Source organism: Nocardia sp. NPDC051929, assembly GCF_044548645.1.
GTDB classification, from domain to species: domain Bacteria; phylum Actinomycetota; class Actinomycetes; order Mycobacteriales; family Mycobacteriaceae; genus Nocardia; species Nocardia sichangensis.
The window spans coordinates 102,951-118,020 of sequence record NZ_JBIUCG010000029.1 but is presented as its reverse complement, the minus strand read 5'-3'; the positions used below and the strand labels follow the sequence as shown (position 1 = coordinate 118,020).

Here is a 15,070-nt window from a genome sequence, read left to right as displayed (position 1 = left end):
GAATTCGAATTCGATGACCACCCTGCAAATCAAGGACCTGCATGTCGAGGTCGCAAACCCCGACGAGTCCGGCGAGCCCATCAAGATCCTCAAGGGCGTGAACCTCACGGTGAAGTCCGGTGAGACGCACGCCATCATGGGCCCGAACGGCTCCGGCAAGTCGACGCTGTCCTACGCGATCGCCGGTCACCCGAAGTACACGGTGACCTCCGGCTCGATCACGCTCGACGGCGAGGACGTGCTGGCGATGTCGGTGGACGAGCGCGCCCGTGCGGGCCTGTTCCTCGCCATGCAGTACCCGGTCGAGGTTCCCGGCGTCTCGATGTCGAACTTCCTGCGCACCGCCGCCACCGCCGTGCGCGGCGAGGCCCCCAAGCTGCGGCACTGGGTCAAGGAGGTGAAGGAGTCGATGAGCGAACTGGAGATCGACGCCGCCTTCGCCGAGCGCAGCGTGAACGAGGGCTTCTCCGGCGGCGAGAAGAAGCGCCACGAGATCCTCCAGCTCGGCCTGCTCAAGCCGAAGATCGCGATCCTGGACGAGACCGACTCGGGTCTGGACGTCGACGCGCTGCGCATCGTCTCCGAGGGCGTCAACCGCTACAAAGAGCGCGAGAACGGCGGCATCCTGCTGATCACGCACTACACCCGCATCCTGCGCTACATCCAGCCGGAGTTCGTGCACGTCTTCGTCGGCGGCCGCATCGTCGCCGAGGGCGGCGCCGAGCTCGCCGAGGAACTCGACGCCAACGGCTACGTTCGTTTCACTCAGACCGCCACCGCTGGAGCTTGATATGACCGCTACGGTCCGCACCCTCGACGTCGCCCGTATCCGGGCCGACTTCCCGATCCTGAACCGCACGGTCCGGGACGGGAAACCGTTGGTGTACCTGGACTCCGGCGCGACCGCGCAGCGGCCGATCGAGGTGCTCGAAGCCGAACGCGACTTCCTGATCACCAGCAACTCGGCGGTGCACCGCGGTGCGCACCAGCTGGCCGAGGAGGCGACCGACGCCTACGAGGGCGCGCGGGCTGACATCGCGCGGTTCGTCGGGGTGGACGCGGGCGAGATCGTGTTCACCAAGAACGCCACAGAGTCGCTGAACCTGGTGACCTACGCCTTCGCCGACGACCGGTTCCCGCACCACGTGGGCCCTGGCGACGAGATCGTGATCACCGAGCTGGAACACCACGCGAATCTGGTGCCCTGGCAGGAGCTGGCCCGCCGCACCGGTGCCACGCTGAAGTGGTACGGCGTGACCGACGAAGGCCGGATCGACCTGGATTCGCTGGAACTGTCGCCCGCCACCAAGGTGGTCGCGTTCACCCACCAGTCCAACGTCACCGGCGCGGTCGCTCCGGTCGAGGAGCTGGTCCGCCGAGCGAAGGCGGTGGGCGCGCTGGTCGTGCTCGACGCCTGCCAGTCGGTGCCGCACATGCCGGTCGACTTCCGCGCGCTCGGTGTGGATTTCGCCGCGTTCTCCGGGCACAAGATGCTCGGCCCCTCCGGTGTCGGCGTGCTCTTCGCTCGCCGCTCGCTGCTGGAGGAGATGCCGCCGTTCATCACCGGCGGGTCCATGATCGAGACGGTCTTCATGGACCACAGCACCTACGCGCCGCCGCCGCAGCGCTTCGAGGCGGGCGTGCCGATGACCTCCCAGGTGGTCGGATTGGGCGCGGCCGTGCGGTATCTGGAAGAGATCGGCATGGACGCCGTCGCCGCGCACGAGCACACGCTGGTCGGCGCGGCGCTGGACGGGCTGGCCGGGATCGACGGCGTGCGGATCATCGGGCCTGCCGAGAACATCGATCGTGGCGGCGCGGTGTCGTTCGTGGTGGACGGCATCCACGCCCACGACGTGGGGCAGATCCTGGACGACGAGGGCGTGGCCATCCGGGTGGGCCATCACTGCGCGTGGCCGCTGCACCGGCGTTTCGGCGTCGCCGCGACCGCACGCGCCTCGTTCGCGGTCTACAACACGCTCGCCGAGGTGGACGCGCTGGTCGCCGCGGTGCGGAAGGCCCAGAGCTTCTTCGGGGTTGCATAGATCATGCGCATGGAGCAGATGTACCAGGAAGTGATCCTGGATCACTACAAGCACCCGCACCATCGGGGGCTGCGCGAGCCGTTCGGGGCCGAGGTGCACCACGTGAACCCGACCTGCGGCGACGAGGTGACCCTGCGCGTGCAGCTCGACGACAACGGCGACGTCACCGACGTCTCCTACGACGGCCAGGGTTGCTCGATCAGCCAGGCGGCCACCTCGATCCTCGCCGATCAGGTGATCGGGCTTCCGGTGCAGCAGGCGCTGAAGGTGGTCGACTCCTACAGTGAGATGATCTCCAGCCGCGGCACCATCGAGGGCGACGAGGACGTGATCGGCGACGGCGTCGCCTTGGCAGGCGTCTCGAAATACCCAGCGCGGGTGAAGTGCGCGTTGCTCGGGTGGATGGCGTTCAAGGACGCCGTCCTCAGGATCGGCCCCGAGCAGCCCGCGCCGGCCGCGGAAGAGAACTGAACCGTCCGATGGAAAACGGGGAAGCGTCATGAGTGACACACCGGCCACCGAGCAGACCGAACAGGCCGCGCCGGCCGCCGATTTGCCCGAGCTGTCCGCCGAGGACATCAAGCTGCTCGAGGACATCGAAGAGGCGATGCGTGACGTCGTCGACCCGGAACTCGGCATCAACGTCGTCGACCTCGGCTTGGTCTACGGATTGCGCGTCGAGGAGGACAGCACCGCGGTCCTGGATATGACGCTGACTTCGGCGGCCTGCCCGCTGACCGACGTCATCGAGGACCAGTCCCGCAACGCGCTGGTGCGCAGCGGCCTGGTGGAGGACTTGAAGATCAACTGGGTCTGGATGCCGCCGTGGGGTCCGGACAAGATCACCGAGGACGGCCGCGAACAGTTGCGCGCCCTCGGCTTCACGGTGTAATTCGCCGCAACTGACGCAGCCGCCGGTAGCGCCTGAACAAGGCGCCCGGCGGCTGAGTCGTATCCGCCGCATGCGCCTTCCCGGCGGAGCGCTCGGGGACGATCATCGACGCGTTCCGACCTGAGCGCGCACGGCCGAATCGACCGGCGCTCCGCTCTCGGCGAAGACGGACGCTCGAAAAAGGGGTTCGTCGCGCGGGTCGATCCGGCGCACCCGCCGATGGTGGGAAGTGCCCATTTCGACAAAAGCGCACGGGCCGAATGAAGATTTGAGCTTCGAGTCGTTTCGGAACGGGGAGGATCCTCACATGTCGGTGCCGCACAAGGCTGCCCTCGGGCTCGCGGCGGTCTCCGCCGCCACCTGCGCCGTGGTCGGCGCTCCCGCGGGTGCGGCGCATGCGGCGACCTACTATGGCGCGCTGGCGCTTTCGCCCAGCACCGGCGCGGTCACATCGGCGGTGGACTATGCGAGCGCGGCCGCCGCCGATGCCGCGGCACGCGCCCAATGCGGTGTCACCGATTGCCAGACGGTCGTGCAGTTCTGGAACGCCTGCGGGTCTGTCGTGCGCGGCGCCGACGGCAAGCACGGATGGGCGTGGGGACCCACCCGCGCCGAAGCCGAACGCCGGGCCATCGATGTCCTCGGTCCCAGTGCCCCGCCGTTCCCGAGTCTCGGCAGCGCGATTCCCCGGCCCGCGAGCGTGCGCTTGACGGCGTGCACCTCGACCGCCGGGTAGCTCAGCGGCGCAGGACTTTCCGCGCCAGCCAGTTGCCGAAGAACTGGATGCCCTGTACGCCCGCGATGATGATCAGCGTCGCGACGAGCGTGACCTGCCAGTCGAAGCGCTGATAGCCGTAGACGAGGGCGAAATCGCCGAGACCGCCGCCGCCGACGGTGCCCGCCATCGCGGACATGTCCACGATGGCGATCACCACGAAGGTGTAACCCAGGATGAGCGGCCCGAGCGCCTCGGGGATCAGCAGCGTCAGGATGATGCGCAGCGGTCCCGCGCCCACCGCGCGCGCCGCCTCGATCACGCCGGGATCGACCGTCACCAGGTTCTGTTCCACGATGCGCGCGATGCCGAACGACGCCGCGACGATCATGACGAAGGCCGCCGCCTCGGTGCCGATCGTGGTACCCACCACCTCCAGCGTCACCGGGCCGAGCGCGGCGAGCAGGATGATGAACGGGATCGGGCGCACCACGTTGACGAGCACGTTGAGCAGCAGGTTGATCGGCGCGTTCGCCAGCAAACCGCCCTTGCGGGTGGTGTAGAGCGCGGTGCCGAGCAGCAACCCGATGAAGCCGCCGACCACGAACGTGAGCGCCACCAGATAGAGCGTGGTGCCGATCGCTTCGTTCAGCACCGGCCGGAGTTTGTCCCAATCGGTATGCATGGCAACTCCTTTCAGGCCGACCGGCGCTCGAGTTCGGCGACCACCTTGTCGACGGCGTCGTCGGGGCCGTGCAGCGCCAGGGTGAGACTGCCGAAGGTCTTCTCCTGCAGGCTGCTCACCCCGCCGTAGACCACCTCGAACCTGACCTCGGCGTGCGCCGCGGCGGCCAGCGCCGCGCCGATGCCACGCTCGTCGTCCACGTCGACGGTGACCAAACGGCCCCCATGGCGACCGGCGAGGCGGCGCAGTTCCTTCTCGGAGGGGCGGTTGTGCAGGACGGTCTCGACGAAGGAGCGCGTGGGGGCCGCCTGCGGCGTGGCGAACACCTCGAAGGTGTCGGCGAGTTCCACGATGCGTCCTTCGGCGAGCACCGCGACCCGGTCGGCCACCGCGCGGATGACGTCCATCTCGTGGGTGATGACCACGATGGTGACGCCCAGTTCGCGATTGATCTTGCGCAGCAGCCGCAGCACCTCACCGGTCGTCTCCGGGTCCAGTGCCGAGGTGGACTCGTCGGCCAGCAGCAAGGACGGCGACGTGGCCAGCGCTCTGGCGATGCCCACCCGCTGCTTCTGGCCGCCCGACAGCTGATCAGGGTAACTGCGTGCCTTGTCGGACAAGCCGACGAACTCCAGCAGTTCGGCTACCCGCGCCTTGCGTTCGGCGCGCTTCCAGCCCGCCACCTTCAGCGGATATTCGACGTTTCCCGCGGCCGTGCGGGAGCGGAAGAGATTGAATTGCTGGAACACCATTCCGATGTCGCGCCGCAGCCGCCGCACTTGGCGCTCCGGCACGCCGGTGATGGGTGTGCCGGAGATCTCGACCGTGCCGCTCGTCGGTTTCTCCAGCGCGTTGATCAGCCGCACCAGCGTGCTCTTGCCCGCGCCGGAATACCCGATCACGCCGAAGATCTCGCCTTGCTCGATGCGCAGGTCGATGTTGTCGAGCGCTACATTGCGCTGCGCGCCCTTGCCGAAAACCTTGGTGACCGAACGGAACTCGACGGCGGGAACGGCCGTGTCGCTCACTTGCCGTCGCGGATGGTCTGCTGCACCCGCTGCAGGATCTGCTCGAGTTCCTGGCCGCTGCGCCGCACCTCGACGGCGGTGCCCTTGGTCACCTCGTCGTGCGCCTTCTGCACCTCCGGGTCGTGCCACAGCTCGGCGAGCTGCAGATAGACCGGATTGTTCTTGTCCTCGGCGCGGGTGACCAGCGCGTTGATGTACGGCTCCGCGGCGGGATTCTTCGGGTCGTCCTTGTACAGCGCCGAATGCGGATCGATGCCGGAACGTTCCAGGAAGGTGTTGTTGATGATCGATCCGTCGACCGAGGCCAGCGACAGCGCGGTCTGCGCGGCGTCGACGGGGGTGACGCGCACTTTGGACGCGCCCTTGTCGATGTCGGCAGGGGTCGGCGCCTTGGTGTCGGACGACAGTTTCACCAGCCCGGCGGCTTGCAGCACGAACAGCGCCCGTGCCTGATTGGTGGGGTCGTTCGGGATCGCGATCTCCGCGCCCTGCGGAATGTCGGCCGGCGACTTGTGCTTCTTCGAGTAGAGACCCAGCGGCACGATGTAGGTGGAACCGATCGGCGTCAGGGTGTCGTTGTTCGCGACGTTGTAGGCGCCCAGGAATTGCAGATGCTGGAAGAGATTGATGTCGATCTGTTTCTGCGACAGCGCGAGATTCGGTTGCTTGTAGTCGGAGAAGTTGGTGATCCGCAGCGTGATGCCCTTGTCTTTGGCGCGCTGCTCGAAGACGTCCCAGGAGTGATCCTTGTCGGTGGTGCCGATGCGCACTACCTTGTCCGAGGAAGCGTCGTCACCGCCGCAGCCGGTCAGGGTCAAGGCCGCGGTCGCTACCAGGACCGGGATCGCCAGTACCCGATGGAATTTCACTCGTGCTCCCGATTGCTCGTCGCGATATGACCCGGTAATCCAAGCGACGGGGCGCAGCGGGCGACAACGGTTTCGATTGTGGTGAGCGAAACCCTCCGCATGAACTGAACGAGCGTCTAATTTGCTGATAATGCGCTCGCGTCTCCGGCTGTTGCTGATCCCGCTCGTGTCCGTATTGGCCGTCGCCGCGGTCGGCTGCGGTGGTGAAGACCGATCCGACGCGGTCCACATCGGGGTCAACGATCTGTCGCTGCCGCACTGGGAGGTCTACCGCAAGAAGGCGGCGGAGCAGGGCATCACGGTGGAGTTCACCAATTTCACCGACTACAACCAGCCGAATCCGGCCCTGGCGCAGGGGCGCATCGATCTGAACAAGTTCCAGCACGTGCGGTACCTGGCCAATTACAACGTCCGCAACAACGACACGCTGGTGCCGATCGGCGCGACCGAGATCTTCCCGCTGACGCTGTACTCGCGCAAGCACAAGTCGGTGGCCGACATTCCGAAGGGCGGCGAGATCACCTTGAGCAACAACCCGGCGAACCAGGTGCGGCCCCTGCTCGGCCTCGCCGCGGCCGGGCTCATCGTGCTGAAGGGCGGCGCGAGCTGGGACTCCAAAATCGAGGACGTCGACCCGGTCGCCTCCCGGGTGAAGCTCACGCCCATCGATCCGACCCTGACCGCCCAGTCGCTCGGCAGCGTGGACGCCGCGTTCGTCGACGACACCTTCGCCCGCCCCGCCGGACTGACATCCAACGAGGTGATCTACACCGACGACCCCGAGCGTCCGGAACTGAAGCAGTACATCAACGTCTTCGCCGCCCGTGCCGCCGACAAGGACAACCCGACGCTGCTGAAACTCGCGCAGCTCTATCACGACCCAGAGGTCGAGGCCGCGGTCCGCGCGGAAACCGGGTACCAGGGCATCTTCAAAACCAACAGCCCGGCCGATCTCCAGGCGACGCTCGCCGAACTGGAAGCTCGGTTCCGGAGGTAGGGAACCTGCCCCGCGCCCGCTCGGCCTGCCGAACCACGAATCGGTCCTGCCGATGGGCCGGTCGGCGGAGCCACGGGCGACCGGTAGCGCGGTTTCGGATGTGCCTGAGCGGGAATCGCGTCGGGGAGCTGACACCGAGGAGGTCTCCGTGCCGGATGGGAACACTGCGAGCCCGCAGCGGGTCGTGATCGTCGGGAGCGGGTTCGCGGGGTTCACCTGCGCCCAGAAGCTCTGCCGCATCGTGGCCAAGGCGAACCACGACATCGAAATCGTGCTCGTCACGCCCAACGACTACATGCTCTATACGCCGCTGCTGCCGGACGTGGCCGGTGGTCTGATCGACCCTCGGTTCGTCGCCATCTCACTGGCGGATTCGCTGCCGCGGGTCCGGTTGGTGGTGGCGAACGCCAGGTCGGTCGATCTGCGGAACAAGACGCTCACGGTGGAAGACGAGCATCATCCGCCGCGGCAGCTGTCGTGGGATCGGCTGGTGCTCACGCCCGGGTCGGTCACCCGCCTGTTCGACATACCGGGTCTGGCCGAGCACGCGCGCGGGCTCAAGACCGTCGCCGAGGCGCTGTACCTGCGCGAGCAGCTGCTGCGCCAGCTCGAACTCGCCGACGACGAGGAAGACCCCGAGGTGCGGCGGGCGCGCCGCACGGTGGTGGTCGTGGGGGCGTCCTACGCGGGCACCGAGCTCGTGGCGCAGTTGCGCGCCCTCGCCGACGCCTACGCCGCGCGCCGTGGGTTCGACCCCGCCGAAGTGCGTTTCCTTCTGCTCGACACGGCGCCGAGGGTGATGCCCGAGGTCGGCGAGCGGCTCAGTGACAAGGTGCTGAAGGTGCTGCGCAAACGTGGCATCGAGATCCGGCTGGAGACCTCGCTGACGAAACTCGACGAGAACTCGGTCGTGCTCACCGACGGCACGGTGGTGCCCACCCGCACGGTGGCCTGGGTGACGGGTGTGACCGGCGCACCGGTGCTCGGCACGCTCGGCCTGCCGCTGGAGAAGGGCCGCTTGGTCGTCGACGCGAAACTGAACGTGCCCGGCCACCCGGACGTCTTCGCGGGCGGCGACGCGGCGGCGGTGCCAGACCTCACCAAGCCGGGCCGGATCACTCCGCCCACCGCGCAGCACGCCACGCGACAGGGCAAGACGCTGGCCAGGAACGTCGCGGCGAGCCTGGGCATCGGCACGGCCGCCGACTACAAGCACCGCGACCTGGGTCTGGTCGTCGACCTCGGGCCGCGCTTCGCGGTCGCCAACCCGATGGGCATCCGCCTGTCCGGCCTGCCCGCCAAGGCGGTGACCCGCGCTTACCACACGTTCGCCGTGCCGCGAGCGGTCAACCGCTGGGCGATCACGGTCTCCTACCTGACCATCGCGGTCACTCCCCGCCCCCTCGCCCTGCTGGGGCTGGTCAGTCACGAGGAAGCCAGCTTCGGCGCCAGCGAGGGGATTTCCGCGAAATCAGGGTGAGCTTCGTGACAGCGCGGAGGTGACCGGCCGCTTCCGTGCCGAACCCGTGCGGTGGGGCGGCGGCAGCGGAGATGATTCGGTGGTGGACGAGATGACGTATCGGCGATCGCGCGTCGGGCTGCACGCGGTCGCGGAGTTGCTGATCGCCGGGCCGCAGTACCGAGAATTCGGCACCATTCGGTTGGCAGTCGTGCACCGGGGTTTCGCCGGTGTGCGTTGGCCGGTTTCGGTGGTCGGGGAGGAACTGGTGTGGCCGGAAGGGCGGGTGCGGCTGAAGGGGACGTATCGGGAGGTCGCCGAGGCCGCGGGTTTCGAACCCGGGCCGCCGGAAGGGGTGTACGCGGACACCACCGGCGTGGATACCGATTCGGCGATCGAAGTGGATCCCTCGGCGGCGGGGTTGATCGAGGACTGGTTCGCGCTGGGGGACAAGGCGTTGCGGTGCCTGGCGTCCGGCGTGACACCGGTGCTGTGGCCGGAGCATTTCGATCTGTCGAGCACGGTCGACGAGGTGAACTACGGGGTTTCGCCGGGAGACGACGCTCATCCCGGGCCCTACGCCTACATCGGGCCGTGGACCCCGCGAACCGGCGACTTCTGGAACGCGCCGTTCGGCGCGCTCCGGCCCCGCACCGCGGTGAACACGGTCGCGGCCCTGCTGGAGTTCTTCGAAGAGGGCAGGCAGCGCGCGGCACAAGACTGATTCGGCGGTGGTGGCGGCCCCGCCGTAGGAAGATCAGGCGCCCTTGCGAGCCGGAGCCTTTTTGGCCGCCTTCTTCGCAGGCGTCTTCTTCGCCGCGCTCTTGGACGCGCCGCTCTTGGACGCCGTGCTCTTGGCTGCTCCGCTCTTTTCGGTGCTCTTGGCCGCGGCCTTCTTCGCGGTCTTCTTCGGCTCGGCCCCGTCGCCGCCCGCCGTCCTGCGCCCGCTGGCCTCCAGGCTGCGCTGCAACGCGGCGACCAGATCGACCACCTCGGCGTCCATCCCGCTCGGCGCGAGCTCCGGCTGTTCGGGCACCTTGCCGGTTCCGCTGGCGATCGCCTCGTCGAGCAGGCGTTTGAGCTCGATCTGGTACTCGTCGGTGAACTGCTCCGGATCGAAGTCGTCGGACATGGCCTCGACGAGCGTCTCGGCCATCTTGATCTCCTGCGGCCTGGGCTCGGCGACACCGTCGAGGGATTCGAACTCCACGGAGCGGACCTCGTCGGGCCACAGCAGCGTCTGGACCACCAGAATGCCCTCCCGTACACGCAGCGCGGCAAGCCGGGTCTTCTGCCGCAACGTGAAGTACACCAGGGCGGTGCGTTCGATCTGCTCCAGCGTCCTGGCCAGCAGGACGTAGGCCTTCGGCGTGCTGGAGTCCGGTTCCAGGTAGTAGCTCTTCTCGAACAGGATCGGATCGATCTGGTCCGACGGCACGAACTGCAGCACCGGTATCTCGTGCTTCTCCGCTACCGGCAATTTCGCGAAGTCCTCGTCGCTGAGCACCACCTTGTCGCCGTCCGGCGACTCGTAGGCCTTGTCGATCTCGGTGTACTGGACGGATTGGCCGCACACGCTGCAGACGCGGTCGTATTTGATCCGGCCTCCATCCTTGGCGTGCACCTGATGGAACCGGATGTCGTGGTCCTCGGTGGCGGTGTACACCTTCACCGGAACGTTCACCAGCCCGAATGCGATCGAGCCCTTCCAGATCGATCTCATACCCCCATCATGGCCGAAGCCCACCGACCGCGCGAGGGAACCGGAACTCCGAGTGTCGCGGTCGCGACACGCCGACGCAGCCGTCCCGGGAGCGCGGCGAACAGTGCGCTCATCGCCGCGACCGTGCCGGCGAGGTCGGTGCGGCCGGACAGATACGCGCGTTGCGCGTCCGGGGGAAGCGCGAAGAACGTGTCGAAGAACAGCGGGAGATCATCGGGCGGCAACGCCAGCAGCGCGCGCAGCCCGGCGCCGCGCAACCGGTGGACGACGCGCGCCGCGGCCGGCCATACGTCCCGGCCCGCGGCCACCGCGTCGGCAGCGGACAGCGCGGCGCCGACGCTGTACCCGGTCGCCGGATGCAGGAACCCGCCCGCGGCCCCGAACCTGCTCGACCCGGGACGGCCTCCTTGCACCGGAAAACGGACGTGCTCCACGGGTTCGTCACCGGTGAGCGGGACGTCTCTGGCGCGGAGGCGCGCCCACAAGCGTGTGCGCAGTTGCGCACCGGTCAAGGCCGGGCGGCCGGCCAGGCAAGTTTCCTCGAGCAGCACCCGCTCGTCGTCCAGCGGAACGGCGTAGAGGAACGAACGCGGCGCCTCGGGGGCGGCGCCGTTGTCCGGACGCCAGTCCATGAACAGCGGTTCGAGCCCGGCGCAGCGCCGGGCGTCCACGATGACGCCGTAGGCCGTCTGCTCAGCCCGGGCGGGCGAGCGGGCGAGTCCGCGCGCGTCGACCACCCGGCCGCCGGTGATCGTCGCGCCGGAGGCCAAGGTCACGCGCTCGGGGCCGACATCGATCGCGCGCTCGGAGACCACGCTCGCGTCGGCCAGGTGCAGCGACCTTTGCAGCCGGGCGGTATCGAGCACCACGTACGGGCGGTCCAATCGGTGAGCGCGCGTTCCCCAGGCCATCGGCCGGGGTACCGTCGCCGCGACGACCCGAGGCGACAGCCAATCAGGCAGTTCGTCGGCCCACACCGCGTAGGTGGCCGTCCACCGGCGCTCCGGCGCGGGATCGACCACGGTGACCGTGAGTCCGCGCTCCACTGCCCGGTGCGCGAGGGCGCGTCCGGCCGGGCCGAGCCCGCAGACGACCACGTCCGGCTTCATGCCGGGCTCGTCCGGATCCGCTGGAGCGTGTTGCGATGCATGGGTTCGAGCCTCTCATCTGCTCGCTGGAGCGTCGCGCAGCCACGGCGTCGAACACGTTCCGGCGCGGAGGTCCGGACTCGCGAAGTGAACGTTTCGCGAAAGCTGTCGCGGATTCCGGATCGCCCGCCCCGCGTGCGGAAATGCGTCCGGCCTGGCTCGGTTGCCTTCCCATGCCGGAGCGTGCAGGCAGGTGGCCGGACCGGGCGCACCGACGGAATGTGTTCGGGCTCACCGCACTTTGTCCCGCGTTGCTAGGATGCCGGGGCGCTGGCGTACGCATCCGGCTCCGGTGCCGAGTGTCAGGTGTCGGCGCACCGGCGTGCCGCGGATGGCACGCCGGGCAGGTTGCCGACCGGCGACCGCTGGAGTCCGAGCGCGAAAGCGGCACGACCGGAACGAGTTAGGGGTAGACGGAGTGTTCGAGCTGACCAGGCGGCGCAGCCGGTGGATCCTGGCCGTGTTCGTGGTGCTCGCACTGGCGATGGGCACGCTGAGCGCGACGCTGTTCGACAAAGTGCAGGGCGGCGGGTACATCGACCCCGACAGCGAATCGAGCCGGGCGACCGCGGTGCTGCGCGACACCTTCGGCGAGGCCACCCCGAATTTCGTGCTGCTGGTGCAGACTCGCCGGTCGGTGGACGACGACGCCGCGGCCACCGCTGCGACGAATCTGGTCACCGAGCTGAAGTCGGAGTCCGGCGTCGCGGGCGTCGCGTCGTACTGGACCGACAAATCGCCCGCGCTGCGCAGCACCGACGGAACCAAGGGCTTGATCGTGGCCAGCATCCTCGGTGAGGAGGCCGACGTCGACAAGCGGGTGGGCGATCTCGCCGACCGATTCGGCGGCACCCACGGCCCGCTCGAGGTGCGCGTCGGCGGCTACGCCATGCTGCTGCACGAGACGGTGCAGCAGAGCGAGAAAGACGTCGTGCTGGGCGAATCCATCGCATTCCCGGTCACGCTGATCGCCCTGCTGCTGGTGTTCGGCGGCTTGGTCGCGGCCAGCCTGCCGCTGGTGATCGCGATGATCACGGTGATGATCACCATGGGCGCGCTGTGGCTGATCGCGAGCGTCACCGATCTGGCGGCCACCGCGACCAACGTCGCCACCCTGCTCGGCCTCGGCTTGGCGATCGACTACAGCCTGCTGATCATCAGCCGCTACCGCGACGAACTGGTCGCCGGTCAGCAGCCCGCCGCCGCGGTGGCCGCCACCATGCGCTCGGCGGGCCGGACCGTCGCGTTCTCGGCCGTCACCGTCGCCGTCGCGCTGTCGGGCCTGTTGTTCTTCCCGCTGCTGGCCGTGCGGTCGATGGGCTACGCGGGCCTGGCCGTGGCGGTGATCGCCGCGACGGTGTCGCTGACCGTGCTGCCCGCGATCCTGTTCCTGCTCGGCACCAAGATCGACAACGGTCAGTTGTGGTGGTTCCTGCGCGCGGCCCGTCCCGCACCCGGCGAGGGCGCCTGGCACCGCTTGGCGCGGTTCGTGATGATGCGGCCGGTGCCCATCGGCCTCGGGGTCACCGCCCTGCTGCTCGTGCTGGGCGCGCCGTTCCTCGGAGTGAATCTCGGCTTCCCCGACGAACGGTCGCTGCCGGAGTCGATGAACAACCGCCAGGTCACCGAGACCATCCAGCGCGACTTCGCCGCCACCGAGCAGAACGGGCTGTTCGTAGTGCTGCCCGAAAGCGCTTACAGCGCCGCAGGCTTGGACGCCTACGCTCGTGAGCTGTCGGAGATCGAGGACGTCCGCCGGGTCGACACCGTCACCGGCAGTTACAGCCACGGCGGTCTGCTCGTCGCGCCAACCGCGGCCGCCGACCGCTTCCGCGCCGAGAACGCCGCCTATCTGACGGTGGTCCCGGACACCACCGATCCCACGGTGCTGGATCGGATCGCCGCCGACGTGCGCGCGACGCCCGCCGCCTCGCCGGTGCTGGTCGGCGGCGTGGCGGCGGCCAACACGGACGCGATCGGCTCGGTCGTCTCGGCGCTGCCGTACGCGCTGGCCTTCGTCGTGCTGATCATGGTGGTGGTCCTGTTCCTGCTCACCGGAAGCGCCGTGCTGCCGCTGCTGGCCGTCGTGCTCAGCTTCCTGAGCCTCACCGCGACCTTCGGCGCGCTGGTCTGGATCTTCCAGGACGGGCACCTGTCCGGGTTGCTCGGCTTCACCGTCACCGGCGACCTCCCGCCGACCGTCCCGGTGATGCTGTTCGGCGTCGCGTTCGGTCTCGCCATGGACTACCAGGTGTTCCTGTTGGCCCGCATCCGCGAGGAGTACCTGCGCACCAGGTCCAACGCGCTGGCCGTCACGTCCGGACTGGAGCGGATCGGCAGGATCGTCACGGCCGCCGCCGTCCTGATCTCGCTGGTCTTCCTCGGCTTCCTCGCCTCGGACATCACCTTCATGAAGGCGTTCGGCATCGGGCTTCCACTCGCCGTGCTGGTAGACGCGACGCTGGTGCGCGGCTTCCTGTTGCCCGCGGCGATGGAGTTGCTCGGCCACTGGAACTGGTATGCGCCCGGCCCGCTGCGCCGACTGCACGAGCGGTTCGGAATCGAGGAGGCTCCTGCCGCTCCGGCGACCGCGGGGCGCGAGGACTGGCTCCAGCCCGTTCGGCTCTGATTTCGGGGCGATCGGGGCAGGCTCGATCGGGTAGGGTCGCTCGGGCGGCTCGGGGAGGCCCACGCGGGGTGGGACGGCTGCCGGGAGATGTGGGAGGGCGACCGCGATGACCTATCCGTCCGGGAAACCGGAGGACGCGCGGTACGCGCCGGACTGGGGAAGCATGTCCCCGCCGAGCGCGTACCCGATGCCGGCGTGGGAAGCGCCGCCCCTGCCGCCGCCGCCCGAGTCCCGAACGGGCGTGATCGTCGCGCTGGTGATCGGCGTCGTCGCCGTGCTGGTCGCGGTCGGCATCGGAGTGGCGCTGGCGCCGCGCGAGGAAGGGCACCCGCAAGCCGCGGTCGCCTCCGCCGAAGCGACCACCCGCGCGGGCGGGGGTACCAGCACGCGGCCGGCGAGCCCGTCGTCGCGCGGTGCGCGCCCTTCGGCGGCCCGGTTGAGTTACACGGAGTTCGCGAAGGACTGGGACTTCCGGTTCGATCGCGTCGAACTGCACGCCGAGTGGGTCGACGGCCGCGACCACGCCGACTGCCACCCCATCGAGGCGGCGGGCAAACTCACCGGTCTGGGCTGCGTCTACGCGGCGGAGCTGGTGTACCGCGCCGAGGGCGGCGCGCTGATGCTCACGCAGTTCGTGCTCGGCATGGCCGACGAGGGCCGGGCCGCCGCGGCGAAGGGCCGGTTCACCGACGCCGACCTCGCGCTGCGTCCGGGCAGTTACCTGAAGGGCTACGCCACCGGCAAGTGGAAGGACGGCAGCGAGAAGGAATTCGTGGTGGTGACGCTGGCGACGGCCACCGGCGCGGTCGACGCCACGGCCGTCGAGAAGTACCTGCGCTACCGGCACGCCGACACCATCGGCGCATTGGCGTTCCGCTAG

General features: G+C 68.8%; 15 protein-coding genes. 10 read left to right on the top strand and 5 right to left on the bottom strand.

The window, feature by feature from the left end; all coding sequences use genetic code 11:
* Positions 1 to 13: 13 nt before the first annotated feature.
* The 5 genes from sufC (at position 14) to ACIHAX_RS32940 (ending at position 3,673) form a co-directional block, all read left to right on the top strand.
* Positions 14 to 790 (top strand): Fe-S cluster assembly ATPase SufC, encoded by a 777-nt coding sequence (gene sufC, locus ACIHAX_RS32960; protein WP_397281493.1) that lies wholly within the window; start codon positions 14 to 16, stop codon positions 788 to 790.
* 1 nt (position 791) lies between these two features.
* Positions 792 to 2,045 carry a cysteine desulfurase gene (locus ACIHAX_RS32955; RefSeq protein ID WP_356961837.1) on the top strand — a complete coding sequence of 418 codons (1,254 nt, stop codon included), beginning with the start codon at positions 792 to 794 and terminating at the stop codon, positions 2,043 to 2,045.
* Positions 2,046 to 2,048: 3 nt separating this feature from the next.
* The gene (sufU, locus tag ACIHAX_RS32950; RefSeq protein WP_356961839.1) at positions 2,049 to 2,516 is read left to right on the top strand and encodes a Fe-S cluster assembly sulfur transfer protein SufU; all 468 of its coding nucleotides are present in this window, start codon (positions 2,049 to 2,051) and stop codon (positions 2,514 to 2,516) included.
* An 82-nt stretch (positions 2,517 to 2,598) separates the two neighbouring features.
* The gene (locus ACIHAX_RS32945; protein ID WP_355071057.1) at positions 2,599 to 2,937 is read left to right on the top strand and encodes a metal-sulfur cluster assembly factor; all 339 of its coding nucleotides are present in this window, start codon (positions 2,599 to 2,601) and stop codon (positions 2,935 to 2,937) included.
* Between the two features lie 307 nt (positions 2,938 to 3,244).
* The gene (locus ACIHAX_RS32940) at positions 3,245 to 3,673 is read left to right on the top strand and encodes a DUF4189 domain-containing protein (protein ID WP_355070838.1); all 429 of its coding nucleotides are present in this window, start codon (positions 3,245 to 3,247) and stop codon (positions 3,671 to 3,673) included.
* Position 3,674: 1 nt separating this feature from the next.
* Here ACIHAX_RS32940 and ACIHAX_RS32935 read toward each other — a convergent pair whose 3' ends face one another.
* Genes ACIHAX_RS32935 through ACIHAX_RS32925 form a run of 3 tightly spaced genes read right to left on the bottom strand, consistent with a single transcriptional unit; the run spans position 3,675 to position 6,234 of the window.
* Positions 3,675 to 4,337: a methionine ABC transporter permease gene (locus ACIHAX_RS32935; protein WP_195042705.1), complete on the bottom strand. Its 663-nt coding sequence runs from the start codon at positions 4,335 to 4,337 to the stop codon at positions 3,675 to 3,677.
* A gap of 11 nt (positions 4,338 to 4,348) precedes the next feature.
* Positions 4,349 to 5,365 (bottom strand): methionine ABC transporter ATP-binding protein, encoded by a 1,017-nt coding sequence (locus ACIHAX_RS32930; RefSeq protein WP_364431212.1) that lies wholly within the window; start codon positions 5,363 to 5,365, stop codon positions 4,349 to 4,351.
* Complete coding sequence (locus ACIHAX_RS32925; RefSeq protein ID WP_397281490.1) at positions 5,362 to 6,234, bottom strand: MetQ/NlpA family ABC transporter substrate-binding protein; 873 nt, start codon at positions 6,232 to 6,234, stop codon at positions 5,362 to 5,364. Before ACIHAX_RS32925 ends, ACIHAX_RS32930 begins: the two co-directional genes overlap by 4 nt.
* Before the next feature lie 130 nt (positions 6,235 to 6,364).
* On the opposite strand from ACIHAX_RS32925, the gene ACIHAX_RS32920 reads away from it, so the two are divergent.
* The 3 genes from ACIHAX_RS32920 (at position 6,365) to ACIHAX_RS32910 (ending at position 9,414) form a co-directional block, all read left to right on the top strand.
* A complete protein-coding gene (locus tag ACIHAX_RS32920) occupies positions 6,365 to 7,231 on the top strand; it encodes a MetQ/NlpA family ABC transporter substrate-binding protein (RefSeq protein ID WP_397078284.1) in 867 nt (288 codons plus the stop codon).
* 148 nt (positions 7,232 to 7,379) lie between these two features.
* The gene (locus tag ACIHAX_RS32915) at positions 7,380 to 8,711 is read left to right on the top strand and encodes an NAD(P)/FAD-dependent oxidoreductase (protein WP_397281488.1); all 1,332 of its coding nucleotides are present in this window, start codon (positions 7,380 to 7,382) and stop codon (positions 8,709 to 8,711) included.
* A gap of 19 nt (positions 8,712 to 8,730) precedes the next feature.
* Entirely contained in the window at positions 8,731 to 9,414 is a 684-nt protein-coding gene (locus tag ACIHAX_RS32910; protein ID WP_355070846.1) for a hypothetical protein, read from the top strand.
* Between the two features lie 33 nt (positions 9,415 to 9,447).
* Here ACIHAX_RS32910 and ACIHAX_RS32905 read toward each other — a convergent pair whose 3' ends face one another.
* Together ACIHAX_RS32905 and ACIHAX_RS32900 are read right to left on the bottom strand one after the other, a co-directional pair.
* Entirely contained in the window at positions 9,448 to 10,413 is a 966-nt protein-coding gene (locus tag ACIHAX_RS32905) for a Ku protein (protein ID WP_364431202.1), read from the bottom strand.
* Positions 10,410 to 11,522 (bottom strand): lycopene cyclase family protein, encoded by a 1,113-nt coding sequence (locus ACIHAX_RS32900; protein ID WP_364431199.1) that lies wholly within the window; start codon positions 11,520 to 11,522, stop codon positions 10,410 to 10,412. Before ACIHAX_RS32900 ends, ACIHAX_RS32905 begins: the two co-directional genes overlap by 4 nt.
* A gap of 457 nt (positions 11,523 to 11,979) precedes the next feature.
* Here ACIHAX_RS32900 and ACIHAX_RS32895 point away from each other — a divergent pair, with 457 nt between their 5' ends.
* Both ACIHAX_RS32895 and ACIHAX_RS32890 read left to right on the top strand, forming a co-directional pair.
* Positions 11,980 to 14,190, top strand: coding sequence for an MMPL family transporter (locus ACIHAX_RS32895; protein ID WP_397281485.1), 2,211 nt, complete (start codon positions 11,980 to 11,982; stop codon positions 14,188 to 14,190).
* A gap of 106 nt (positions 14,191 to 14,296) precedes the next feature.
* Positions 14,297 to 15,070, top strand: coding sequence for a hypothetical protein (locus ACIHAX_RS32890; RefSeq protein ID WP_397281483.1), 774 nt, complete (start codon positions 14,297 to 14,299; stop codon positions 15,068 to 15,070).

What these genes read in the sequence shown, in the direction of transcription:
- sufU (WP_356961839.1), top strand. Translation starts at nt 2,049, where the DNA reads ATGCGCATGGAGCAGATGTACCAGGAAGTGATCCTGGATCACTACAAG.
- ACIHAX_RS32890 (WP_397281483.1), top strand. Translation starts at nt 14,297, where the DNA reads ATGACCTATCCGTCCGGGAAACCGGAGGACGCGCGGTACGCGCCGGAC.
- ACIHAX_RS32905 (WP_364431202.1), bottom strand. Translation starts at nt 10,413, where the DNA reads ATGAGATCGATCTGGAAGGGCTCGATCGCATTCGGGCTGGTGAACGTT.
- ACIHAX_RS32955 (WP_356961837.1), top strand. Translation starts at nt 792, where the DNA reads ATGACCGCTACGGTCCGCACCCTCGACGTCGCCCGTATCCGGGCCGAC.
- ACIHAX_RS32940 (WP_355070838.1), top strand. Translation starts at nt 3,245, where the DNA reads ATGTCGGTGCCGCACAAGGCTGCCCTCGGGCTCGCGGCGGTCTCCGCC.
- ACIHAX_RS32900 (WP_364431199.1), bottom strand. Translation starts at nt 11,522, where the DNA reads ATGAAGCCGGACGTGGTCGTCTGCGGGCTCGGCCCGGCCGGACGCGCC.
- ACIHAX_RS32920 (WP_397078284.1), top strand. Translation starts at nt 6,365, where the DNA reads ATGCGCTCGCGTCTCCGGCTGTTGCTGATCCCGCTCGTGTCCGTATTG.
- sufC (WP_397281493.1), top strand. Translation starts at nt 14, where the DNA reads ATGACCACCCTGCAAATCAAGGACCTGCATGTCGAGGTCGCAAACCCC.
- ACIHAX_RS32935 (WP_195042705.1), bottom strand. Translation starts at nt 4,337, where the DNA reads ATGCATACCGATTGGGACAAACTCCGGCCGGTGCTGAACGAAGCGATC.